Origin of the sequence: Candidatus Pelagibacter sp. Uisw_094, assembly GCF_047729535.1 — a bacterium.
Lineage (GTDB): Bacteria > Pseudomonadota > Alphaproteobacteria > Pelagibacterales > Pelagibacteraceae > Pelagibacter.
On record NZ_CP159823.1, the window covers coordinates 46370 to 70552 of the forward strand.

The 24183-nt window shown below is 29.2% G+C and carries 28 protein-coding genes and 2 tRNA genes; 13 read left to right on the forward strand and 17 right to left on the reverse strand.

Annotation, left to right across the window (positions count from 1 at the left end):
• Position 1: 1 nt before the first annotated feature.
• The 4 genes from lepA to ABXT72_RS00220 all read left to right on the forward strand — a co-directional run bounded on the left by lepA (position 2) and on the right by ABXT72_RS00220 (position 5361).
• The gene (lepA, locus tag ABXT72_RS00205) at positions 2-1810 is read left to right on the forward strand and encodes a translation elongation factor 4 (RefSeq protein WP_415278348.1); all 1809 of its coding nucleotides are present in this window, start codon (positions 2-4) and stop codon (positions 1808-1810) included.
• 2 nt (positions 1811-1812) lie between these two features.
• Positions 1813-1902, forward strand: a tRNA-Ser gene (locus tag ABXT72_RS00210).
• Positions 1903-2020: 118 nt separating this feature from the next.
• The gene (locus tag ABXT72_RS00215; protein WP_415278349.1) at positions 2021-4078 is read left to right on the forward strand and encodes a DNA gyrase subunit B; all 2058 of its coding nucleotides are present in this window, start codon (positions 2021-2023) and stop codon (positions 4076-4078) included.
• 2 nt (positions 4079-4080) lie between these two features.
• Positions 4081-5361 (forward strand): ActS/PrrB/RegB family redox-sensitive histidine kinase, encoded by a 1281-nt coding sequence (locus ABXT72_RS00220; RefSeq protein ID WP_415278350.1) that lies wholly within the window; start codon positions 4081-4083, stop codon positions 5359-5361.
• Here ABXT72_RS00220 and ABXT72_RS00225 read toward each other — a convergent pair.
• The 3 genes from ABXT72_RS00225 to ABXT72_RS00235 are packed head-to-tail and all read right to left on the reverse strand — an operon-like array spanning position 5358 to position 8658.
• Entirely contained in the window at positions 5358-7166 is a 1809-nt protein-coding gene (locus ABXT72_RS00225) for a cobaltochelatase CobT-related protein (RefSeq protein ID WP_415278351.1), read from the reverse strand. The two genes, ABXT72_RS00220 and ABXT72_RS00225, sit on opposite strands and share 4 nt — an antisense overlap.
• On the reverse strand, positions 7167-8141 hold the full coding sequence (gene cobS, locus ABXT72_RS00230; protein WP_018413771.1) for a cobaltochelatase subunit CobS: 975 nt from the start codon (positions 8139-8141) through the stop codon (positions 7167-7169).
• Entirely contained in the window at positions 8131-8658 is a 528-nt protein-coding gene (locus tag ABXT72_RS00235; protein ID WP_415278352.1) for a J domain-containing protein, read from the reverse strand. The genes cobS and ABXT72_RS00235 overlap by 11 nt, the downstream gene beginning before the upstream one ends.
• 25 nt (positions 8659-8683) lie before the next feature.
• Between ABXT72_RS00235 and ABXT72_RS00240 the strand changes: the two genes are divergently transcribed.
• Complete coding sequence (locus ABXT72_RS00240; protein WP_415278353.1) at positions 8684-8944, forward strand: BolA/IbaG family iron-sulfur metabolism protein; 261 nt, start codon at positions 8684-8686, stop codon at positions 8942-8944.
• Here the strand turns inward: ABXT72_RS00240 and aroB are convergent.
• Entirely contained in the window at positions 8933-10039 is a 1107-nt protein-coding gene (aroB, locus tag ABXT72_RS00245; RefSeq protein WP_415278354.1) for a 3-dehydroquinate synthase, read from the reverse strand. The two genes, ABXT72_RS00240 and aroB, sit on opposite strands and share 12 nt — an antisense overlap.
• Positions 10026-10538 (reverse strand): shikimate kinase, encoded by a 513-nt coding sequence (locus tag ABXT72_RS00250; RefSeq protein ID WP_415278355.1) that lies wholly within the window; start codon positions 10536-10538, stop codon positions 10026-10028. The genes aroB and ABXT72_RS00250 overlap by 14 nt, the downstream gene beginning before the upstream one ends.
• A gap of 58 nt (positions 10539-10596) precedes the next feature.
• Here ABXT72_RS00250 and ABXT72_RS00255 point away from each other — a divergent pair, with 58 nt between their 5' ends.
• From ABXT72_RS00255 to truA, 5 genes are read left to right on the forward strand one after another with little or no spacing between them, the layout of a single operon-like run.
• On the forward strand, positions 10597-10773 hold the full coding sequence (locus ABXT72_RS00255) for a hypothetical protein (protein ID WP_415278356.1): 177 nt from the start codon (positions 10597-10599) through the stop codon (positions 10771-10773).
• Positions 10748-12508: a hypothetical protein gene (locus tag ABXT72_RS00260; RefSeq protein WP_415278357.1), complete on the forward strand. Its 1761-nt coding sequence runs from the start codon at positions 10748-10750 to the stop codon at positions 12506-12508. The genes ABXT72_RS00255 and ABXT72_RS00260 overlap by 26 nt, the downstream gene beginning before the upstream one ends.
• Before the next feature lie 26 nt (positions 12509-12534).
• On the forward strand, positions 12535-13053 hold the full coding sequence (def, locus tag ABXT72_RS00265) for a peptide deformylase (protein WP_415278358.1): 519 nt from the start codon (positions 12535-12537) through the stop codon (positions 13051-13053).
• Position 13054: 1 nt separating this feature from the next.
• Positions 13055-13987, forward strand: a complete 933-nt coding sequence (gene fmt / locus ABXT72_RS00270; protein WP_415278359.1) for a methionyl-tRNA formyltransferase — start codon at positions 13055-13057, stop codon at positions 13985-13987.
• Entirely contained in the window at positions 13980-14720 is a 741-nt protein-coding gene (truA, locus tag ABXT72_RS00275; RefSeq protein ID WP_415278360.1) for a tRNA pseudouridine(38-40) synthase TruA, read from the forward strand. The genes fmt and truA overlap by 8 nt, the downstream gene beginning before the upstream one ends.
• Here the strand turns inward: truA and ABXT72_RS00280 are convergent.
• The 11 genes from ABXT72_RS00280 to rpmH are packed head-to-tail and all read right to left on the reverse strand — an operon-like array spanning position 14710 to position 22338.
• Complete coding sequence (locus ABXT72_RS00280) at positions 14710-15189, reverse strand: SET domain-containing protein (RefSeq protein ID WP_415278361.1); 480 nt, start codon at positions 15187-15189, stop codon at positions 14710-14712. The genes truA and ABXT72_RS00280 overlap by 11 nt on opposite strands.
• Positions 15190-15220: 31 nt before the next feature.
• A complete protein-coding gene (locus ABXT72_RS00285; protein ID WP_415278362.1) occupies positions 15221-16150 on the reverse strand; it encodes a histone deacetylase family protein in 930 nt (309 codons plus the stop codon).
• Entirely contained in the window at positions 16151-16345 is a 195-nt protein-coding gene (locus tag ABXT72_RS00290; RefSeq protein WP_415278363.1) for a hypothetical protein, read from the reverse strand.
• Entirely contained in the window at positions 16345-17499 is a 1155-nt protein-coding gene (dapE, locus tag ABXT72_RS00295) for a succinyl-diaminopimelate desuccinylase (protein ID WP_415278364.1), read from the reverse strand. Before dapE ends, ABXT72_RS00290 begins: the two co-directional genes overlap by 1 nt.
• Positions 17500-18327 carry a 2,3,4,5-tetrahydropyridine-2,6-dicarboxylate N-succinyltransferase gene (dapD, locus tag ABXT72_RS00300; protein WP_415278365.1) on the reverse strand — a complete coding sequence of 276 codons (828 nt, stop codon included), beginning with the start codon at positions 18325-18327 and terminating at the stop codon, positions 17500-17502.
• 29 nt (positions 18328-18356) lie between these two features.
• Positions 18357-19028: a pyrimidine 5'-nucleotidase gene (locus tag ABXT72_RS00305; RefSeq protein WP_415278366.1), complete on the reverse strand. Its 672-nt coding sequence runs from the start codon at positions 19026-19028 to the stop codon at positions 18357-18359.
• Entirely contained in the window at positions 19025-19891 is an 867-nt protein-coding gene (gene argB / locus ABXT72_RS00310; protein WP_415278367.1) for an acetylglutamate kinase, read from the reverse strand. The genes ABXT72_RS00305 and argB overlap by 4 nt, the downstream gene beginning before the upstream one ends.
• On the reverse strand, positions 19892-21568 hold the full coding sequence (gene yidC / locus ABXT72_RS00315) for a membrane protein insertase YidC (RefSeq protein WP_415278368.1): 1677 nt from the start codon (positions 21566-21568) through the stop codon (positions 19892-19894). It abuts the gene before it with no gap.
• A complete protein-coding gene (gene yidD / locus ABXT72_RS00320; RefSeq protein ID WP_415278369.1) occupies positions 21568-21819 on the reverse strand; it encodes a membrane protein insertion efficiency factor YidD in 252 nt (83 codons plus the stop codon). Before yidD ends, yidC begins: the two co-directional genes overlap by 1 nt.
• On the reverse strand, positions 21819-22163 hold the full coding sequence (gene rnpA / locus ABXT72_RS00325) for a ribonuclease P protein component (protein WP_415278370.1): 345 nt from the start codon (positions 22161-22163) through the stop codon (positions 21819-21821). Before rnpA ends, yidD begins: the two co-directional genes overlap by 1 nt.
• Before the next feature lie 10 nt (positions 22164-22173).
• Entirely contained in the window at positions 22174-22338 is a 165-nt protein-coding gene (gene rpmH / locus ABXT72_RS00330) for a 50S ribosomal protein L34 (protein ID WP_006997435.1), read from the reverse strand.
• A 91-nt stretch (positions 22339-22429) separates the two neighbouring features.
• Here rpmH and ABXT72_RS00335 point away from each other — a divergent pair, with 91 nt between their 5' ends.
• On the forward strand, positions 22430-23149 hold the full coding sequence (locus ABXT72_RS00335; RefSeq protein ID WP_415278371.1) for a TVP38/TMEM64 family protein: 720 nt from the start codon (positions 22430-22432) through the stop codon (positions 23147-23149).
• 2 nt (positions 23150-23151) lie between these two features.
• Here the strand turns inward: ABXT72_RS00335 and ABXT72_RS00340 are convergent.
• Positions 23152-23225: transfer RNA gene (locus ABXT72_RS00340), tRNA-Thr, on the reverse strand.
• A gap of 101 nt (positions 23226-23326) precedes the next feature.
• On the opposite strand from ABXT72_RS00340, the gene ABXT72_RS00345 reads away from it, so the two are divergent.
• Both ABXT72_RS00345 and dcd read left to right on the forward strand, forming a co-directional pair.
• Complete coding sequence (locus ABXT72_RS00345) at positions 23327-23524, forward strand: hypothetical protein (RefSeq protein WP_006997433.1); 198 nt, start codon at positions 23327-23329, stop codon at positions 23522-23524.
• Positions 23525-23624: 100 nt separating this feature from the next.
• Complete coding sequence (gene dcd / locus ABXT72_RS00350; protein WP_415278372.1) at positions 23625-24182, forward strand: dCTP deaminase; 558 nt, start codon at positions 23625-23627, stop codon at positions 24180-24182.
• Position 24183: the final 1 nt, after the last annotated feature.

Below are 24183 nucleotides of genomic sequence, written 5' to 3' on the forward strand. Positions count from 1 at the left end.
CATGACAAAAATTGATCACATCAGAAACTTTGCAATCATTGCGCATATTGATCACGGTAAATCAACAATTGCAGATAGAATAATTCACACATGTGGTGGCCTTACAGAAAGAGAGATGAAGGCACAAGTTCTAGATTCAATGGATATTGAGAGAGAAAGAGGAATAACTATTAAAGCTCAAACTGTTAAACTTAATTATAAAGCAAAAGATGGAAAAGAGTACATTCTAAACATTATTGATACTCCAGGACACGTAGATTTTAGTTATGAAGTTAGTAGATCTTTATATGCATGTGAGGGATCTATTTTAATCGTTGATAGCACTCAAGGAGTAGAAGCGCAAACATTGGCCAATGTTTATCAAGCTTTAGATACCAAGCACGAGATAGTACCTGTCCTAAATAAAGTTGATTTACCAGCATCAGATTTAGAAAAAACAAAACAAGAAATAGAAGAAGTTATCGGTATTGATACTGAAAATGCCATACCTTGCTCTGGAAAAACAGGTGAGGGCATAGAAGATATTCTAGAACAAATTATTGTGTCACTACCAGCTCCAGAAGGTGAAAAGGATTCAGATTTAAAATGCTTATTAGTTGATAGTTGGTATGACACTTATTTAGGGGTGGTTATTTTAGTTAGAGTTATTGATGGAAAAATTTCTAAAAATATGAAGATCAAAATGATGTCTACTAATCAAGAATATATAATTGAAAAAGTAGGTGTGTTTACCCCAAAAGCAACTGATGTTAATGAATTAAATGCAGGAGAAATTGGCTTTATAACGACTGGAATAAAAATTTTATCAGAAACAAAAGTTGGAGATACTATTTGTGATGCAACTAAACCACTTCAAGAGGCGCTTCCAGGATTTAAACCAAGTAAGCCAGTTGTATTTTGTGGATTGTTTCCTGTAGATAGCTCCGAATACCAAAAATTAAAAGATGGTTTAGGTAAGCTTCAATTAAATGATGCCAGTTTTTCATATGAAGCAGAATCTTCTTCTGCATTAGGTCTTGGTTTTAGATGTGGTTTTTTAGGTCTCTTGCATTTAGAAATTATAACTGAAAGATTAGAAAGAGAATTTGACATAAATTTATTAACTACAACACCTGGGGTAGTTTATAAAGTTCACATGAACAAAGGAGAAATAATAGAGTTACAAAATCCTTCAAGTTTACCAGAGCCTACTCTAATCAAATTTATTGAAGAGCCTTGGATTAAAGCAACAATTATTACACCAGATCAATATCTAGGAGCAATTATAAAGGTTTGTCAGGATAAAAGAGGAGTACAAACAAACTTAAGTTACTCAGGTAATAGAGCAGTTTTAAATTATGAAATTCCTTTAAACGAAGTTGTTTTTGATTTTAATGATAGACTTAAATCAATGACTAGCGGTTATGCAAGTTTTGATTATGAAATTATAGGTCATAGAGAGGGAGATTTAGTAAAATTAGGAATACTTGTCAATGCTGAGCCAGTAGATGCCCTATCAATGATGGTTCATAAAGATTTTGCTCAAACAGTTGGAAGAGAAGTTTGTGAAAAATTAAGAGATCTAATACCAAGACACAATTTTATGATTCCAGTTCAGGCAGCAATTGGAGGAAAGATTATAGCAAGGGAAACTATTAAGGGTTTTAAAAAAGATGTTTTAACAAAAATTCATGGTGGTGGAGCTAGAGACAGAAAAAGAAAACTATTAGATAAACAGAAAAAAGGAAAAGCTAGAGGAAAACAGTTTGGAAAAGTTGAAATACCACAAGAGGCATTTATAGGAGTGCTTAAAATTAATAAAGACCAGTAGCTGGAGAGATGGCTGAGCGGTTTAAAGCGCACGCTTGGAAAGTGTGTGTACTGTTAAAGGTACCCAGGGTTCGAATCCCTGTCTCTCCGCCAAAAAATTAAAAACTATTTAAAAAGGAGGCTTATTGATCCATTTTTTGTGGATTAGTCTAATTAATTTCCCTCTTTTTTTTATAAAAATGTTATAATTATTTAATTTCCATTAAAAAATATGAAAAATAACTCAACATATCAAGCAGACTCTATCAAAGTTTTAAAAGGTCTTGAAGCTGTTAGAAAAAGACCAGGAATGTATATTGGTGATACGGATGATGGAACGGGTTTGCATCATATGGTCTATGAGGTTGTTGATAACTCAATAGATGAAGCTTTAGCAGGACACTGTAAGAATATAGATGTTAAAATAAACTCCGATGGAACCATTACAGTTAGAGATGATGGAAGAGGAATACCTGTTGATATGCATAAAGGTGAAAAAATGTCTGCAGCAGAAGTTATTATGACTCAGCTTCATGCTGGAGGAAAATTTGATCACGACTCATACAAAGTATCGGGTGGTTTACACGGTGTAGGGGTTTCAGTTGTAAATGCATTATCAGAAAAATTAAAATTAGAAATAGATAGAGATGGAAATAGATATTTTATAGAATTTAAAGATGGGGCTTCAAAAGCACCTCTTAAAGTTATAGGAAAATCAAAAGAAACTGGAACACAAATAACATTTTTACCATCAAAAGAAATATTCTCTTCAATTAAATTTACTCCAAATATAATTATTAAAAGAATGCGTGAACTTGCATTTTTGAATAAGGGAATAAAGATAACTGTTAATGATTTAAATCAAAAAAAAGAAAAAATAATTGTATTTAAATTTGATGGTGGAGTTTTAGAGTTTGTTGATTTTTTAGATGAAAAAAGAGAAAAACTTGTAAATAAAACAGGCAATGATTTATTTAAGAAGCCCATTTATATTGAGGGAAAAAAAAACAATATTGAAATTGAATGTTCTTTAAAGTGGAATGCAAGCTATGGAGAAGATATCTATCCATATACAAATAATATTTATCAAAAAGATGGTGGTACTCATTTACTAGGATTTAGAAGTGCACTTACTAGAGTAATTAATAAATATGCCACAGAACATAATTTATTAAAAAAAAACAAATTAACTATTTCAGGAGATGATATTAAAGAAGGTCTTACATGTGTAATTTCAGCAAAGATACCTGATCCTAAATTTTCTTCTCAAACAAAAGATAAGCTTGTTTCATCAGAAGTTAGAATGATTGTGGAAAGCATTGTTAGTGAAAAACTTTCAATATGGTTTGATCAAAACCCAACTTTATCAAAGATTATTTTAGCTAAAGTAATGCAGGCAGCTCTAGCAAGAGATGTTGCTAGGAAAGCTAGAGAAAATGTTAGACGTAAAGGTGCTTTAGAATTAAGTGGATTACCTGGAAAATTAGCAGATTGTCAAATAGGCAAACAAGAAGGAACAGAATTATTTATCGTAGAGGGAGATTCTGCTGGTGGTTCTGCCAAACAAGGAAGAAATAGGTCAAATCAAGCCGTTTTACCACTTAGAGGTAAAATTCTTAATACTTATGTGGAAGAGATTGTTCTTAAAAAAAATAGCAATAGAGATGGTAGCGAACATAGAACAAAATCTTTAGCAAAAATGATGTCGTCTAATGAAGTTGTGACCTTAATTAATGCACTTGGGCTTGATCCAAAGGTTGAAGATATTGATTTGAAAGATTTAAGGTATGGAAAAATTATTATCATGACCGATGCCGATGTTGATGGTTCTCATATACGAGCATTATTGCTAACATTCTTTAACAACAAACCATTTAATAAACTAATTGAAAATGGACATGTTTATCTTGCACAGCCACCTTTATTCAAGATCAATAAGGGAACAAAAGGCATTTATATAAAGGATGAAAAAGAGTTGGAAGATTATATTTTAAAGAATAACAAAGAATTGCAAAAAATTAAAAAAGGAACAAAAGAATTTACTAGGGCTTATGAAGATGAAAAATCAAGAATGAGTATTCAAAGGTTTAAGGGATTAGGAGAAATGAACCCAGAAGAGCTATGGAATACTACGTTAGATCCCGAAACAAGAAACTTACTACAAGTACAGTATTCAAAAGATATAAAAAAAGATCAAGATTTAATTCACACATTAATGGGTAATGATGTTGCATTAAGAAAAGATTTTATCGTTTCAAATGCAATTAATGTTCAAAATCTAGATATCTAATAATGAAGTTTTTCGAAACTTCTAAATATTTTTCATTAAAAAAATCGACATACATCAATTTAAGATGGATTGCTATTATTGGTCAACTTATAACAGTTAATCTTATTTATTTTGTTTTTGATTTTAGATTTAATCTAATTTTAGAAAATTCAATAATTTTAATTGGAGTGCTAAGTAATCTTTATTTAATCTATATCAATAAGAACACTCAACTATTAGATAAAACAGCATTTCTTTTTTTATCTATTGATATTTTACAACTGAGTTGTTTGATTTATTTAACTGGTGGAATTATAAATCCTTTCTCAATTTTTTTGATTATCCCAGCTATATTTTCATCGTCTAACTTAAGTTTTAGAAGCAATTTATTGTTAGTTAGCATCACAGTTTTAGCGATTATTTTTCTTACTTTTTTTAATCAACCTTTACCCTATCCAGTTAGTGAACATTTTCATGTAGACAGTTATTACTATTATTCAATTCCAATAGCATTAATTGTTGCTTTAATTTTTTTAAATTATTTTGCCTTAACCTTTGGATCGGAATCTAGAATAAGGAAAGAGGCACTAAATAAGATGGAAGAAATCATGTCGAAAGAACACGAACTATTATCATTAGGTGGACAAGCCGCTGCCGCTGCACATTCATTAGGTACACCGTTTTCAACAATGAAGATTATTTCTACTGATTTACTAGAGCAATTTAAAGACAATGAAGTTGTTAAAAAAGATATTGAGTTATTATCTAGTCAAATAGAGAGATGTAGTGAGATTTTAAAAAAATTAACGCTAAACCCAGTCATTGAGGATGATTTTATTGATGGCGATTTAACAATAGCAGATTATGTGGATGAAATTGTCAAATCATTCCAACAAACAAGTAAGAAAAATTTTATTGTTAATTATGATCAAAATTCAAATTCACTAAATATAACTAAATCAATAGAAATTGTTTATGGACTAAGAAATTTTATCGGTAATGCAAATAAGTTTTCTGAAAATAAGATTTTTATTAATATAAAAAGTGATAGTGATTTAACAGAAGTTATGATTGAAGATGATGGAGAGGGATATCCAAAAGATGTGTTGAGTAAAATTGGGGAGCCTTATATAAAATCTGTTAAGTCTTCAATAAAATCAAAATCTGGATTAGGTCTTGGAATTTTTATAGGCAAAACTCTACTTGAAAAAAATTATGCAAATATTTTATGTAGAAATTCTCAAACAAGAGGTGGAGCTGAAGTCAGTATTAAATGGAAAAATGAAGATCTTTTAAAACTTTAATGTAGTTTCTTTTTATTTTCAAATAAGCCACTCAATTGTGAAACCATAACATCTCCAAGTTCATGCACATCTGTTATCTTAATAGCTTTATCGTAATATCTAGAAACATCATGTCCAATACCAATAGCTAAAATTTCAACGTTACTCTTAGTTTCTATAAATTTAACCATCTTCTTTAAATGTTTTTCTAAAAAATCTCCTGAATTAACTGATAGTGTTGAGTCGTCAACTGGGGCACCATCTGAAATAACCATGAGTATTTTTCTCTCTTCTTTTCTTTTTTTAATTCTATTATAGGCCCACGAAATAGCTTCCCCATCAATATTTTCTTTTAATAATCCTTCTTTAAGCATTAAACCTATATTGTTTTTAGCCTGTCTCCACTGTGTGTCAGCACTTTTATAAATTATATGTCTTAAATCATTTAATCTTCCAGGATTTTTTGGCTTATCATTTTTAGTCCAAGCTTCTCTGCTCTTGCCACCTTTCCAATTTTTTGTAGTAAAACCTAAAACCTCTACTTTTACTGAGCATCTTTCTAAGGTTCTAGATAATATATCTGCACAAAGTGCTGCAATCGTTATTGGTCGACCTCTCATGGACCCAGAATTGTCTATTAATAGGGTTACTATTGTGTCTTTAAAATCAAGATCTTTTTCTTTCATAAAAGATAAAGAATTATAAGGATCCATAATTATTCTAGTTAATTTTGAGCTGTCCAACAAACCTTCTTCTAAATCAAATTCCCACGCTCTATTTTGTTTTGCAAGAAGTTGTCTTTGTAATTTATTAGCAAGCTTAGTAATTAGATCTTGAAAGCCAACAAGCTGTTGGTCTAAATTTTTTCGTAATTTTTGTGTTTCCTTTATATCTTCTAGTATTTCAGCTTTTGCAATTTCATCAAATTCTGTGGTAAATACCTTATAATCTTGATCAATATTATTTATATTTGTTTTTTGTAAAACATTTTGTGTACTCTCTTTTAAAGAATCTGAATCTTCTAATTGGTCTTCCATTTGCTGATCACTAAGGTCAAAGCCAACATCTAAACTTGTCTGACTATCACCCTGTTTGTTTTCTTCCTCTTTATCATCAGACTGACTATCATTATCGTTTTCAGATTTATTATCTTGCTCATTTTCTTGTTCATCGTTTTCTTCGTTATTCTCCTCATTATTTGAAGCAAAGACATCCATGTTTTCTAAAATTTCTGAAAATTTCAAACTATAATTATTTTGATCCTCTAAATTTTTACTCAAAAAATCAAAATGTTTATCAATAGATTCGTCAAACTCTTTCTTCCAAAAATCTAACATTTTTGTAGACACGTCATTAAGCTTTAATTTAAAGAACTTATTTAACATATATAGTTCAAAAGCTTCAGTCACAGGAACATCTTCTTTATTTTTTAATTGTTCTTTACGATTAGAGAATATTTTTTGGCTATAGTTTTCAGTCAGATTTTTTCCAACTCCTTTGAGCATTTTGCCACCCAGAAGTTCATATCTAATTTTTTCAGCAATATCATATAAAGATTTACAAGAAGGATTATTAGGCATGTTTTTGTTAAATATTTCTTTATTTGAAAATTTTTTCTTCAATGCACCAGAGTCAGTTTCTGCTCTTAGTCTAACAAAATCGCTCTTATTTGATAAATTAATTACATCAAAAAAACCAGTTTTCTTATTACTTAAATCTTTATCTAATTTTTTAACATCTAATTTATAATCTTCAGAAATTACTTTAGCAGTAGAAATTAAAGCTTTTTTAAATTGCTCTTTAAAATTATCCTCTTTTGCGCTCATTTAGATCTGAATATTGACCATCGACTCTGGCAACTCTTCCCCAAAACATCTCTGATAATATTCAGCTATTGTATTTTTCTCTATATCGTCACATTTATTTAAAAAAGTAACCCTAAAAGCATAACCTGTGTCTTTGAAAATTTCAGCATTTTCAGCCCAGTGAAGTACAGTCCTTGGACTCATTACTGTTGATATATCTCCTGCTATAAAGCCTTTTCTAGTCAAAGATGCAACTTTAATCATGTTAGATACTTTTTCTTTACCTTTTGGATTGTTTAAATTTTTATTTTTAGCAAGAACAATTTCCATTTCTCTATCGAGGCTAAGATAGTTTAGAGATGTTACAATATTCCATCTATCCATTTGTCCTTGATTTATTTGTTGAGTACCATGGTACAATCCAGTTGTATCCCCTAAACCAACAGTATTTGAAGTTGCAAATAATCTAAAAAATTTATTTTGTTTTATGACTTTATTTTTGTCTAAAAGAGTAAAATTTCCTTCAGCCTCTAATACCCTCTGAATAACAAACATCACATCTGGTCTTCCTGCATCATACTCGTCAAAAACAAGTGCAACTGGGTTTTGAATAGACCAAGGCAAAATACCTTCTTTAAACTCTGTAATTTGTTTTCCATCTTTTACAACGATTGCATCTTTTCCAATAAGATCAATCCTGCTTACATGACTGTCTAAGTTAACTCTAATACAAGGCCAGTTTAATCTAGCTGCAATTTGTTCAATATGGGTAGACTTTCCAGTACCATGATAACCCTGAACCAAGACACGCTTATTGAAAGCAAAGCCCGATATAATTGCAAGAGTAGTATCTCTATCAAATTTATAATTTTTGTCTATTTCAGGAACGTATTCGCTTCTTTTAGAGAAAGCGTCAACTTCCATATCTGAGTCAATTCCAAAACTTTGTTTTAAAGACATCTTAATGTCTGGCTGTATGTTTAAATTAGGTGTCAATTTTTTCCTTATATGTATTTTTTAGCTGAGTATAAGCCAAAGTAATTAATTTAAGTTTTTCTTCGTATTCTTTATTTCCCAAATTAATATCAGGGTGAAATTTTTTGACAAGAGTTTTGAACTTATCTTGTATTTGCTCCCATTTTTGGCCAACTGAAACGCCCAGAATACTAAAAGCTTTAATATCATTAGCATCAAACTTGAATTGATTCATATGATTATATTCACCTCTAAGTTTAGTCTTATCAAACTCATCTTTTAAAGTATTATTCCACAGAACCTTAAAAAAGTTATCTGAAGAGCTAAAGCTTTGAGTAGGTTTGTGCCAAGTCATATCTGACTTTAAAAAATCAAATACTTGCTCATCATCCATTCCCTTAAAATAATTCCAATTTTTATTAAATTCCTTAACATGAGCCAAGCAAAGAAGCCTGTAGCGTTTGCTATTATCTTTCTCAATTGGTGCCTTATATTCACCAGTATCAAAGCAATTATTCCAATCACAAATATTTTTCATGCTATATAGTAATAAATTATTATTTATGAATATAAACGAATTAATTGAAATTGTTAAAAGTAAAATTGAAGCAGAAATTGTTATACAGGATGTTCAAATTGAAGATAAAAGTTTTTTACATAAAAATCATAAAGGAAACCAAGAAGGAATGTTTCATTTAAAAATAATTATTAAATCTGAAGAGTTGAAAAAATTAAATAAAATAGAATCAACTAAGAAAGTCTATAGTGCTTTAGATACTGAGTTGAAGGAACATATACATTCTATTCAAATACTACTTAGTTAATTCCTTTTTCAAAAAGAGATTAATAGTTTTTTCATTAAACTGTAATTTGTAAACAAGAGAACCTATTTTTTTAAGTAAAACTAGACTAATTTTATTTGTATTATTTTTTTTATCTTTTTTCATAAAAAATAAAATTGTATTTAAATTCTTTATTGAAAAGAATTTATTAATATTCCTTGGAAGGCTTAGATTATTCAAGTGATCATTAATTAATTCAAATTCCTTTTTATTCAAAATTTTATTTAATAAACTAAATTTTGCAGCAGTTTTAATACCAAGGATAACTGCCTCACCATGATTTAACCTTGCTGAATAGCCCAGTGTTGCTTCAAAAGCATGGGCAAAGGTATGTCCAAAATTTAGTATTTTTCTTATTCCCAATTCTTTTTCGTCAGCCTCAACTACTTTTTTTTTAATCAAGCAACTTTGATGAATAGCTTTTTGTATAAAAGGACGTTTTAATTTTAAAATTTTTTCTCCATTCTGATTTAAAAAATCAAAGAACTTTTTTCCATCAATAAGGGAATGTTTTAAAATTTCACCATATCCACACACAACTTCTCTTTTTGGCAAAGAGTTTAAAAAATTAATATCTGATATAACAAGACTAGGTTGGTAAAATGAGCCAATTAAGTTTTTACCATACTTGGTGTTTACCCCAGTTTTTCCTCCGATAGATGAGTCAACCTGTGAAAGCAGTGTTGTTGGTATATTAACAAACCTCAGGCCTCGTTTATACATACTTGCTGCAAAGCCCGACACATCACCAGTAATACCCCCACCAATAGAAATTAAACAGTCATTTCTATTAAAATTTTTTTTTAAAAGAATTGATATGATTTCATTGACACTTTTTTGATTCTTATTTTTTTCGCTTGCATTAAAGTAATGAATTGTAGCTGATCCTTTTGGTAAAGATTTTAAAGCACTTTTTACTAAATTTTTTGGAACATTTTTATCAACTACAAGGAGGCATTGATTAAAGCTAATAGAACTTTCTTTCAAAAATTTATTTATTCTGTTTAAGATATTGTTTCCAATAATAATTGAATATTTTTGACTTTTAGTACTAACTTTTAGTTTAATTAAACTCATATGTTTTTATTATTGTTTTAACTATTTCACTTTTTGTTAATTTATTACAGTTTATTTTAAAAGAAGCTTTTGAATATACTTTTTTTCTTTTGTTAATAATGGCCTTAATTTCTTGTTCAGTTGACTTCGAGGCTAAGGGTCTTTTTTTGCTATCTTTAATTCTTTTAATTAAAACTAAATCATCCCAATTTAGCCAAAACGAAAAATGATTTGTTAAGACATCTTTTCTGATCTTGTCATTAATAAAACCACCACCACCCAACGAAACAACAACATTTTTTTGTTTTAAAGATTTAATTGTTATCTTCTCCTCTAAATTTCTAAAGTAGTCCTCTCCATTTACTTCAAATATTTCTGAGACAGTCATTCCAGCGTGCTCTTCTATTAAATCATCTATATCAATGAACGGAATGTTTAATTTTTTTGAAACCATAGCTCCAATAGAGGATTTACCTGACCCCATCATGCCTAAAAAAACGAGGTTTTTATTTGAATTCATAAGCTTTCTTTATTGAAAAAACACAAATATGTCTTAATTTGAAATTATTAAAGAATATATGCAATTTTCTAAAAACACAAGCAGTGGTAGTAGCAAAAGTCTATTAATCAAAACAGTATTAGTATTAATTATTTTTATTGGAGCCATCGTGCTACTTGGGAAAATTGAATTTCCATCTCCAAATAAAGATATTGAAAAAATTATCCCCAATGAAAAACTTAAAATTGTTAAGTAAGAACTATTTTTTAGTAATATTATTTTCTTTATTTTTTGGGTTTGTAGCCAATTCTCAAGAGCCAGTAGATATCTGGGCAGTAGGTGAAAAAAAGCCCGAAGAAAACACAACCACAATTGAAGTTGAAGCTGAAAAAAATATTCCACAGAATGGCATTTATGAAATGCAATCCCAAAAAGAAGGAGAATTAAGTATAGAGGAAACACAAACTTTAATTTCAAAAGAAACAAAGTTAGTTGGAATTTATGATCCTGCGGAAAACGGTTTAGATATTAATATGTGGTCTAATTCTAATGGAGATCAAATTTTAAATATCTTTAAAAGAATAGATAAATTGGAACTTTCAAGAGATGCTGTGGAGATTTTGGATATTTTATTATTAACAAATGCACATTATCCAGAAATGAATATTTCAAAAGAGCAGTTTTTAGAAATTAAATCAAAGTGGCTCATTAAACATTCAAAATTTAACTTAATTGAAAAATATTTATTAAATAATCAGATTATTAACGAGCACCCAAAACTTACCCAGCATTTAGTAGATCATTATCTATCTCAGTCAGACGTTAAAAAAGCTTGTGAGATTTTTTCTGAAATTAAAGAACCAATACAAGACCTATATTTATCTAAATTTAATATTTATTGTTTAATTAATAATAATAAAAGGGAAGAAGCTCAATTGCTCGTCGACCTTCAATCAGAATTAGGTATTACTGATAAGTTTTTTAACAAAAAAATTGATTATTTGATGGGGTATAATACGGAACCTGAAATAGAAGTTTCAGAAAAAACAATTTTAGATTTTCACTTATCTCACAGAACAAATCCAGAATTTAAATTTGATCCAAAAAATACAACATCCAGACAAATATGGAAATATTTATCAACTTCAAATCTATTAGATAACATCAGAGATATTGAGCTTACAGATATAGATAAAATCACCAGTATTGAAAAAGCAACACATGAGGGAAATTATACAGAAAAAGAATTATTTGAACTTTATAAGAGATTTCAATTTAATATTAATCAATTATTAAATATTAAAGAGTCAACCAAAGTGCTCTCAACAATAGAGACAAGAGCACTAATTTACCAAGGAATTTTAATTACTACTGAAATTGAGAATAAATTACAGTTAATGAATGCTCTTAAAAATTCTTTTAAGAATGACGGTATTGAGAATGCATTTAACATAGAATTAAAAGCTTTTTTAAAAGATATAGAGGAAGATAAAATTCCTGCGAATTTTACAACGTTTTATCTAAACAATTCAGATGATGAAGAAATAGAACAAGCAAATATTAAAATAAATAATAAGATTTTACATCAATCAAAATTGATAAATTATTTAAAATTAGAAAAATCAAAAAAAGATCCTACAAAAGATATAAATGATTTCTTAAAAAAAATAAAAAAAAACAAAAAATATTTCTTTTCTAAAAAAGATGTAATTTTAGTTGAAGCTTTTAAGTCTGATGGTATCAAGATTTTAGAGAAGTATAATGATTTATACCAAATAAATGAATCAGAAATACCATCTGATATTCAAATATTTATTAACAGCGGTGATATGGCTGCCGCATTGCTTAGAATTGTTGAGATTATAGGGCAAGACAATTTAAACAATATTGATGAGGACACATTATACTTTATTATAAGCACACTTAATCAGTTAAATGCAGATCCACTAAGAAATAGGATACTCTTTAAAGTTCTTCCTTTAAAAGTTTAAAATTTATACTAAAATAATCAGTGATTATGACAGTTAAACCAATTTTAACAGAACCAAACAAGCTATTAAGACAGATTTCTAAACCAGTTGAAAGTGTTGGTGACGACGAAAGAAAGCTTATGGATGATATGCTGGATACTATGTATGCGGCACCTGGAATAGGTCTAGCAGCAATTCAAATAGGTATACCAAAAAGAATTATAGTGATGGATATAAGTAGAGATGAAGATAAAAAAGAACCAAGATATTTTGTTAATCCAGTAATTAAAAAGAAAAATGATAAAACATCAAAATATGAAGAGGGCTGTTTATCTGTCCCAGACCAGTTTGCTGAAATAGAAAGACCAAATGAATGTGAAGTTGAATATTTAGATTACAATGGAAAAAAACAATTATTGAAAACAGATGGATTATTAGCAACCTGTATTCAGCATGAAATGGATCATTTAGAAGGAATTTTATTTATAGATTATTTATCTAAATTAAAAAAATCTATGATAATTAAAAAACTTTCTAAAATTAAGTCGAATAGAATAATCGTTTAAAATGGCAAAAAAAATTGTCTTTATGGGTACACCATTATTTGCTGTACCGATTTTAAAATCTTTGTATGAAAAAAATTATATAATACCTACTGTATACACACAGCCACCAAAAAAATCTCAAAGAGGTCAAAAAATAAATAAGTCACTAATACAAACTGCAGCTGAAGACTGCAATATAAATTGTAGAACACCAAATACATTAAAAGAAAATAAAGAGGAATATGAATATTTAAAACAACTAGATCTAGACTTGGTAATTGTTGTGGCTTACGGTCAAATAATACCTAAAGAATTTTTGAATCTTGCTAAAAAAGGTTTTATAAATATTCACGCCTCCCTTCTACCAAAGTGGAGAGGAGCAGCACCCATTCAAAGATCTATTATGAATTTAGAAAAAGAAACAGGAATTAGTATTATGAGAATAGGAGAAAAACTTGATACTGGTCCAGTTTGCAATAGCTATAGAGTAGAAATTAAAGATAGTGATAATGCAGAAATTATATCAAATAAACTCTCAATTTTAGCTTCAGAAAAAATTATAGAAAATGTAAATAATATATTTGAAGATAAACTAACATTTAAAGAACAAGATGACTCAAAAGCAACTTACGCCTCTAAAATTGAAAAGTCAGAGGGTGAAATTCAATGGAATGATAATGCAGAAAGTATTATTGGAAAAATAAATGGATTATACCCAAGCCCTGGGGCCTATTTTATTTTTAAAGAAGAAAGATATAAAATTTTAAAAGCAGAATTAGGCACTAAAATTGGTGAGATAGGTGAAGTAATGACTAGTGATTTGGAAATTAGTTGTGGAAATGAAAAATCTATAAAAGTTATTGAAATTCAGAGACAAGGAAAAAAGCCTCAAAATATTAATGAATTTGTTCTTGGTTCTCAAATAACAAAGGGGTCAAGATTAACAAATGTTTAGATATCAAGTTTTAATAGAATATATAGGAACTAGTTTTGTTGGATGGCAAATACAATCTAAGGGAAAATCAATTCAAAAAGAGATACAAGTTAATTTATCAAAACTTTTAAAAGAAAAAGTGGTCTTGATAGGATCTGGAAGAACAGACACTGGTGTCCATGCAATAGAGCAGTCAGCTCATTTTGACTGCAAAAAAGAAATTCAAAATCTAGATAAGTTATTGAAATCAATTAATCATTTTATAAATGATAAAGGTATTTCTATTTTAGTAATTAAAAAAAGAAGTCTAAAATTTCATGCAAGATATTCAGCTAAACAAAGAATTTATAAATATATAATTTTTAATAGATTAAGTAGGCCTTCTCTAGAAAAAGAAAGAGGTTGGCACATAATTAAAAAATTAGATATTGAGTTAATGAAAAAAGGGGCAAAAAAACTTTTAGGCACTAAAGATTTTTCTACTTTTAGGGCATCAAGCTGTAATGCAAACAGTCCAATTAAAACTATGAAATCTGTTTTGATTAAATCAAATGGTGAAAGAATTGAAATACAATTTAAATCACAATCATTTTTACAACAACAAGTACGATCAATGGTAGGTAGTTTAAAATACTTGGCTGAAAATAAATGGAATTTAAAAAAATTTGAATTTGTTGTTAAATCAAAAAAAAGAATTCTTTGTGCACCACCTGCACCTGCTGAAGGATTATTTTTAGAAAAAGTTATTTACTAGCTTTTTGTTGGCCGATACTAAATTTTTTATTAATTCTCCATCTAGACTCTGCTCGAACAATATAGCCACAACAATTTTTTGACTTACACTTGCACTTGAATTGTTTATAATCTTCATCGTAGCCAAAGCCATAATCGGCTGTTATCTCTTCACCTTTTTTAATATCTTTTATAGCAATCACCCATAATTTTAAACCTGTCCCGTTATAATCACAGTTATTAGAGCAAGAGTGATTTATTAAACGTGCAGGGTTCCAAGACACGTCTCCATCCATGTCATATTTCTTATTTAAGTTAAATAAGTAGATAGGTTTTGCGTTATCAAACCTTTCAGTCGCTTCAGTTTGTTTCTTGGTGATAACTTTACCAACATAATCAACAATTCTAGTACCTTCTTTAATATCTTTTGCAGCATGAAGGCCACGTCCCTTTTTGTCGATGTTAGATTTTTGAATTTTATAAAGTTTCATTATGAGTTCTTTAATGCGTATTGAGAAATTATCAATTAAATTCTAGTAAAGCTTTTACATGCATCTCAGTGCTTTCTTGAAGTGCTAATAGATCGTATCCACCTTCTAAAATTGACACTATTTTTCCATCACAATATTGTCTTGATAGCTCGAGTGTTCTTTTAGTAATATTATAAAAGTCTCTTGACTCTAATTGAAGTTGTGCCAATGGATCATCTTTATGGGCGTCAAACCCTGCTGAAAGTAAGATAAATTCAGGTTTAAATTCTTTAATTTTCTTAAGTACAAATTCATAGGCATTTAAGTATTCTTCCGAGGTTGTTCCTGCTGGCAAAGGAATATTTAATATATTGTTATGTTTTCCTTTTTCATCATTAGTGCCTGACCCAGGGTAATAAGGGTATTGATGAGTAGAAATATATAGAACTTTTTCATTATCGTAAAAAATATCTTGAGTGCCATTTCCATGATGAACATCAAAATCAATAATTGCTACTTTTTTAAGTTTATATTTATTTATAAGATAATTGGCTCCAACAGCTACATTGTTGTAGATGCAAAAACCCATAGCTTTATTTTTCTCTGCATGATGTCCAGGAGGTCTGACAGCACAAAACGCATTGTTAAAATTTTTATTTTGAACACCATCTATAGCTGTAATGATTGAACCTACGGCATCTGACGTGGCATCCTTACTTCCTGGGGAGACAATCGTATCTCCATCTAAAAAAGATAATCCTTTTTCAGGAAAAGATTTTTCTACAAAATTTATATAATCAGAATTGTGAGTTATTTCTAAAAGTGATCGGTCAAATTTTGAAGGTTTTTTCCAAATTAAATCTTTATTATCTAACTTTTTGAAATTATCAATAACTACTGTAACTCTATCAATTTTCTCTGGATGACCGTCGCCTGTATTATGATTTTGATAAGTATCTGAAGTTATTAAACCAGTTTTCATTTAAGATAGATATTCTTGATAAATAGTTTCTCGTTCTACTTTTAGCATTCCTTTAGTTCTTTCTACAAACTTATCACGCTGTTCTCTATTCTTAAAAACAAAAAAACAAACGCTATCTTTAGAGTGATAAATAGCTTTTAATTCATCATCAATATCATTAAGCTCTTTAGGGATATCTGCTTTAATGCAGATCATTAAAAGTAATTTTTAAGAATTTCAGAGTATATTTTTGTTAACTTTTTTAAGTCTGAAATAGATACTGCCTCATCTACTTTGTGCATTGTTTTACCTACTAGACCAAATTCTAAACATGGAGCAATTTTTCTAATAAATCTTGCATCTGAAGTTCCACCTGTTGTAGATAATTGAGGTTTAATTTTTGTAATTTTTTTTATTACATCTTGAATCATATAAGTTGTTTTATTAGGCTTGGTTAAAAAAGCTTCGCCTGATACACGATATTCTACTTCAAAATTAGATTTATCTTTTTTAGTAATTTTTTTGAAAATTTTATTTAATCTATTCTTTAAGCTAGAAGATGAGTGTTTATTGTTAAATCTTATGTTGAATGTGGCTCTTGCAAGTCCTGGAATAACATTATCAGCTGTATTATAGATATTAATTTTAGTTACTTCTAAATTTGTTGGTTGAAAGTCTTTTGTTCCTTTATCAAATTTTATTTCTTTTATTTCATTCAGTATTTTGATCAATGAAGTCGATGGATTTTTAGCACGATGAGGATATGCAACATGACCTTGAGTTCCAATTATAGTTAATTCAGCATTGATACTTCCTCTTCTACCAATTTTAATCATTTCACCAAGTTTATTAGGGTTTGTTGGTTCACCAACTAAGCAAAAGTCTATTTTTTCTTTTTTCTTTTTTAAGTAATCAACTACTTTTTTAGTACCATTAATTGCAACACCTTCTTCATCACCGGTAATTAATAAACTAATTGATCCGTTAATTTTTTTATTATTTGATACAAAGCTATTTACAGCAACAACCCAGCTTGCAATTGCACTTTTCATGTCATTAGCACCTCTACCAATAAGATGATTTTTTTTAATAGCTGGACTAAAAGGTTTAATCGTCCAATCTTTTATATTTCCTGGAGGTACTACATCCAAATGACCAGCAAACATAAAGTTTGGTTGAGAATTACCTAATCTTGCATATAGATTTTTAACTGGTTTAGAGTTTTTATCTTTAAACTCTAAAATCTTACATTTAAATCCAATAGCAGTTAATTTTTTAGCTAGAAATTTCATTACTCCAGCATCAATTGGTGTAATGCTTGGAAATCTTATTAGCTCTTTAGCTAATGTGATTTCATTGTAAGTTGGCATTTAGTCTCTTAATAAGTCGTTAATAGAAGTTTTAGATCTAGTTTTTTCATCAACTTGTTTAATAATTACTGCACAATATAAAGCAGGTCCTTTACCATCTTTACTTGGAAGGCTGCCTGGTACTATTACTGAATACGGTGGAATTTTTCCATAGATTACTTCACCAGTTTCTCGATAAACAATTTTTGTAGATTGACCAATAAATACACCCATAGATAATACAGATCCTTCTCCAACAATTACTCCTTCAACTATTTCTGAACGAGCTCCAATAAAACAGTTATCTTCGATGATAGTAGGGTTAGCTTGCATTGGCTCTAATACACCTCCAATTCCAGCACCACCTGATATGTGACAGTTCTTTCCTATTTGTGCACAAGATCCTACAGAAGCCCAAGTGTCCACCATAGTTCCTTCATCCACATAAGCTCCAATATTTACAAAGCAAGGCATTAGCACTGCGTTCTTTCCAATAAAAGATCCTTTTCTAACTGGAGAATTTGGAACCATTCTAAAACCAGCTTTTATATGATCTTCCTTAGTCCAATCTGCTGTTTTACCTTTTAGTAAATGAGACTTGTCATACCAACTACTATATGGGCCACTCAATGAATCCATATCATGAGTTCTAAAACTTAACATTATTGCTTTTTTAACCCACTGATTAACTACCCACTCATTACCATTTTTTTCAGCAACTCTTAGTTCACCTTTATCAACAAGTTCAATCGTTTGGTTGATGGCATCTAATATAGACTTATCAGATTGACCGTTGATGGAGTCTTTATTGTCCCAAGCTGTATTGATAATGTTTTCAAATTCTTTCATAGTTTTATTTTATTGTTAGTAGGTTAGTTTTATTGTGCTTTTAATATATTAATTTCTTGTAGAAAAGAAGGCAAGTTCCTAATCTTATAATCAATATATGGTTTATCTGCATCTTTTTTTGCAAATACCTCATCATTCTCAAGCCAGCAAGTTTTCATTCCTAAGTTTTTAGCTTGTTCTAAATTATGAGCAATATCTTCAATCAATATTGATTTTGTTGGATCTAGATCAAATTTTTCTACTATTTTTTTATAAGGTTCAATTTTTGGTTTTGGAATAAAATTTGCATCAACAATATCAAACGCTCCATCAAACAAACCATCTATACCCAGTTGTTTGGTTACATTTTCAACATGAGCATGAGAGCCATTGGTAAAAATATATTTTTTTTCTTTAATTTTAATTAATTCTTCTCGCAACAACTCATCTTTAGGAAGCCAGCTGATATCAATATCATGAACAAATTCAAGAAATTCATGTGGATCAATTTTATCGTGATTCATTAATCCTGATAATGTCGTTCCATACTCATAGAAGTATTCTTTTTGAATTTCTCTTGCTTTAATTAAATCCACGTTAAATTTCTTTGAAATAAAAGAAGACATCTTTTTATCAACTTCAGAAAAAACCTTTGTTTGTCCAGAATACAAAGTATTATCTAAGTCGAATAGCCAGTATTTAGTATCAATTAAATTTTTCATTCTCTTATTAAAGTTCCCGAACCTTTATCAGATAATAGTTCAAAAAGGAGTGAGTGATTTTTTCTTCCATCAATTATCACAACCGCCTTGACCCCATTACTTGCAACATTTAGACAATTCTTAATTTTAGGTATCATTCCACCAGAAATTACCTCTTGATCAATTAATTCATTAGCTTTTTTTGAGTTAATTTCAGGGATTAGTTTTTTTTCACTATCTAATACGCCCTCAACATCACTAATAATCATTAATCTTCTAGCTTTTAGCTCAATTGCGATCGATCCTGCAGCTGTATCGGCATTTATATTGAAAGTCTGATTATCTTTATTTAAACCTAAGGGTGCAACGACAGGTACTTCGTTTACTTTTATTGTTTCAGTTAATAGATCTTTATTAATTTCAGTAGGTGTTCCCACAAATCCAAGGTCTTTGTTTTCTTGTACGGCAGTAATTATATTATTTTCTTTTGAAGTAATTCTTTTTGCTTTGCAGGCTAACTCATTTAAAGCTTCAACAATCTCTTTATTAAATTCAATTAATACATCCTCAACTATATTGATAGTATCTTTATCGGTAACTCTTAATCCATTAATAAAGTTACTTTTAATATTAACTTCAGAAAGTTTACTATTAATTCTTTTTCCACCTCCATGAACAACTATAGGATTAAAACCAAGTTTTTTCAAAATGACTACATCTTCAATAAAAATTCCAAATAATTTTGGATCAACTAAAACACTGCCACCACACTTGATGATAATAAATTCATCATTATATTTTTCTAAGTATTTTTTTACTTCTTCAACTGTTGGGCCATCTTTAGGTAGGATGTTTATTAATTCTTCTTCTCTTAACGATGACATTTATGTTGTTTTGATAGTCATTTTTCTTTGAACAATATATTGTTGAATCATTGTGAAGATGTTGTTGAAGCTCCAGTAGATAACAAGACCTGCAGGAAATGGTGCAAGAATCACAGTTAAAAATACTGGAAAGAACATAAATATTTTAGCCTGTATAGGATCTGGCGGAGTAGGATTAAGCTTTTGTTGTATAAACATCGTGATACCCATAATGATTGGCCATGCACCTATTAACAAGAAAGAAGGTGGATCCCAAGGGAGTAAACCAAAAACATTAAATAAAGATGTTGGATCTCTATCACTTAAGTCATTTATCCATCCATAAAATGGCATGTGTCTCATTTCAATAGTTACAAATAATACTTTATATAGCGCAAAGAAAACTGGAATTTGAACCAGAATAGGAAGACAACCACTCATAGGATTAACTTTTTCTTTTTTATAAAGAGCCATCATTGCTTGTTGTAATTTCATTTTATCATCCTTGTGCAACTCTTTCAGACGAGCCATTTCAGGTGCTAATAACTTCATTTTTCCCATGGACTTAAAACTAAAGTTGGCAAGAGGAAAGAAAGCCAATCTAATACAAATAGTGACAGCAATAATTGCTAAACCGTAATTACCAAGTAATTTAAAGAAGTAATCTAATACAAAGAATAAAGGTTTTGTGATGAAATACATAAAGCCCCAATCAATCGCTAGATCAAATTTATTGATATTTAAATTTTCAGCATAACCATCAATGACATTTACTCTTTTAGCGGCAACTATAATCTGAATTTTTTCTTCAACTGAACTGTTTGCTTTAACCTCAATACCTTTGGTTGATATGTAGTTCGCTCTGAATTTATTTTTATAGTCAAAAGTTGTTTTAAACTCTTTACCCTTAGGTGGTATAACTGATGTAACCCAAAACTTATCTGAAATAGCAACAAATCCTTCTTGTGCAATTTGAGTAAACTTTTTTTCCTGAATATCGTCGTAATCTTCTTCAATTAATTGATCATCAAGTACAGATAAAAACCCTTCATGCAAAATATAAAAGCCAGATATTTCTGGTAATTTATTTCTAATTATTTGTCCGTATGAGTAAAAATTATAAGATTTATCTGATCTGTTAATTATTTTTTCTTTTACAGTAAACAAAAATTGATCATCTAAACTTATATGTTTCTCAAATGTAATACCTTGAGTATTACTCCACGTTAGTTTCACTGGACTATTATTGGTTAATTTTTTATTTCCAGAAACTTCCCAGACCGTAGAAGCATCAGGTATATCTATATTTTTATTAGCACTTACAAAACCACTTTCAATTAAATAACCATCTTCAACATTTCTTGGGTTTAATAAGGTTATTTTATCACTTCCATTAAGTTCAATATTATATTCTTTGAAAGTAAGGTCATCTATTGCTGCACCCTTTAAAGAAATTGACCCAATAACACTTCCATTTTCAAATTGAATTCTATCATTTTCTTTTAAAGCATCTGTTCTTGAAAGTTTCGCAAAGTTTTCATTTTTATCCAAGCTAGGAGTGTCTTCATTATTTTCAATTTTATTTTGTTCAGCTAGATTTTTTTTAATAGTTGTAGGATCAGGCTGAAAAAAAAGAGAGTATAAAATAATAACAGCTGCTGATAAGGATATTGCTGCAATTACGTTTCTAGTATCCATTATTTCTTAGCCTTTAATTCTTTGTTTACTGGGTCAAATCCTTCACCACCACCCAACATCTTAATAGGATGACATGAAAATATTCTTTTAGTGCTCTTTGAGATCCCTTTAATGAGCCCATATGTTCTTAAACATTCAATTGTATATTCTGAGCAAGTTGGAAGATATCTACACGAAGGAGTTAAGTAGGGGCTAATAACCATTTTATAAAATTTGATCAGGCCAATTAAAATTTTTGATATAATATTCATTACTTAATCTTTTCTATGTCTTGGAATAAAGTATCTTTTATTATCGCATATTCATTGTTTAGCATAGTCATTTTCGCAATCACAAGGTAAGAATAATTAAAGTTTATTGACAATTTTTTTACCGCTTCATTCATTATATTTCTTAATCTTCTTTTAACTTTATTTCTCTTTACGGCACCACGGATTAGTTTTTTTTTAGCTACAAAGCTAATATTTAGTTTTTTATTATCTTTATCTGCAAGAGGGCCAAAAAAAAGGGTGATATATTTATTTGAGATTTTTTTCTTCTTAAGTAAATCTTTGAAATCTTCGTTTTTAGAAAGAGCAACAATTTTGCTTTTCATTTAGTATGGTTTATTTACCTTGAGGCTTTTTTTGAGTGGATGACACCGTAAGGTTTTTACGTCCCTTATCACGTCTTCTCTTAATAAGTTTTTTCCCACCTTTAGTTGCCATCTTTGATCTGAAGCCATGCTTCTTAAGACGTTTTCCAACTTTGGGTTGATATGTTCTTTTCATAGGATTTATTTAAGTTTTTAAAATTTCGCCCTTTATAGTAATTATATGTATAAATAGCAAATAGAAGATTTTATAATACGACCAGTAAATTATGGAAAAATCAAAAAAAGTTAAGATAACTTTAGGTTTATTTTATCTTCTAGTTGTTTCATCATTTTTATACTTTTTTTTATCAAAATTCACCCTCGAAGAATTAACTAGCTATGAATTTATTAAAAATAATAGAGATTATTTTTTCGGATTAAAGCAAACTAATTTACTTTTAATTTCTCTAATATTTTTAATAGCCACAATTGTCTGGGTTGTTATGGCTGGATTTGGTTTACCGGTTGCACTTCTAGCAGGGTTTATTTTTGGTAAGTGGCTTGGAACTTTTATTCTAATAATTGGAATGACTATTGGAGCAACAATTTTATACATCATTGGAAATTATTTTTTTAAAGAAATTATTAAAGAAAAGTTTTTAAATAAATTTAAAAATTTAGAAGCTAAATTTAAAAAATCAGAATTTATTTACCTTTTAGCTTACAGGTTTATCGGAGGCATTCCTTTTGCATTATCAAATGTATTGCCTTGTATTTTTAATGTCAGAGTAAGTAATTTTTTTTGGGCAACATTAATAGGATTAACTCCACCACTATTTTTAGTTGTTTCAATTGGAAGTGGACTTGAAAAAATTATAGAGCAAAATTTAGAAGCTCCTAGAATCATTGATTTGATATATTCACCAGATATCTACATCCCAATGATTGCTTTTGGAGCTTTATTAATAGTTGCAATTGTTGCTAGAAAAATATTTTATAAAAAATAATCTGGTGCCCCCACCAAGAATCGAACTTGAAATTTATCCTTACCATGGACATGTTATGCCATTTAACTATAGGGGCTAATTTGTTATTTTATTCAAGTATTTCTATAATAAATCATTTTTTCAAAAAATTGCCTTAATTTTTTTCATATAATGATTTATACCTACGGAGGAAATTTTATGGGCATTCATTACGATTATAAATCTACTAAAGGCAATAAGCTTATGGAGAAGCAAGCTAAGAGAGAAAAAAAGCTTGCCGAAAAAAAAGCAAAACGTGAAGCTAAAGAGGGACCAAAAGTTCAAGAAGAACCAGAGAAAACTTTAGATGCATCAAAGCCTATCACTTTAGATTTTTTAACTAATCCAGATAAATAATGAATGATAAAGAAAAAAATGAGAAGTTAAGTCTGGCTCTTAAAAAAAATTTAAAAAAAAGAAAAATTTTTCAAAAAAAAAATAAGAAGAAAAGTAAATAATGTCAGTACTTTCCGATAAATCTATAAGGAGGTTAGCAGTTGAGGAATCAATGATTTCTCCTTTTATAGATAAGCAAGTAAGAGATGGTAAAATTTCTTATGGACTTAGTTCATTTGGCTATGATGCAAGAGTAGGAGATGAATTTAAGATATTTCATAATGTTAATTCTTCTATCGTTGACCCTAAGGAGTTTAGTTCAGATAATTTTGTGACTAAAAAAAGCTCTGAATATATTATTATTCCTCCTAATTCCTTCGCCCTTGGCACTACTATTGAGGTCTTTAAAATACCAAGAGATATTATGTGTATTGTTGTTGGTAAGAGTACATATGCAAGAACGGGGATTATAGTTAACGTAACTCCAATCGAATCTGAATTCTTTGGAACAGTTACTCTTGAGTTTTCTAATACCACACCACTACCAGCAAAAATTTATGCAAATGAAGGTGTTGCTCAATTTTTATTTCTAAAAGGAGATCGGTCTCCCGAAACTTCATACGCTGATCGTAAAGGAAAATACATGGGTCAAACTGGAGTAACTTTACCAAAAGTATAAT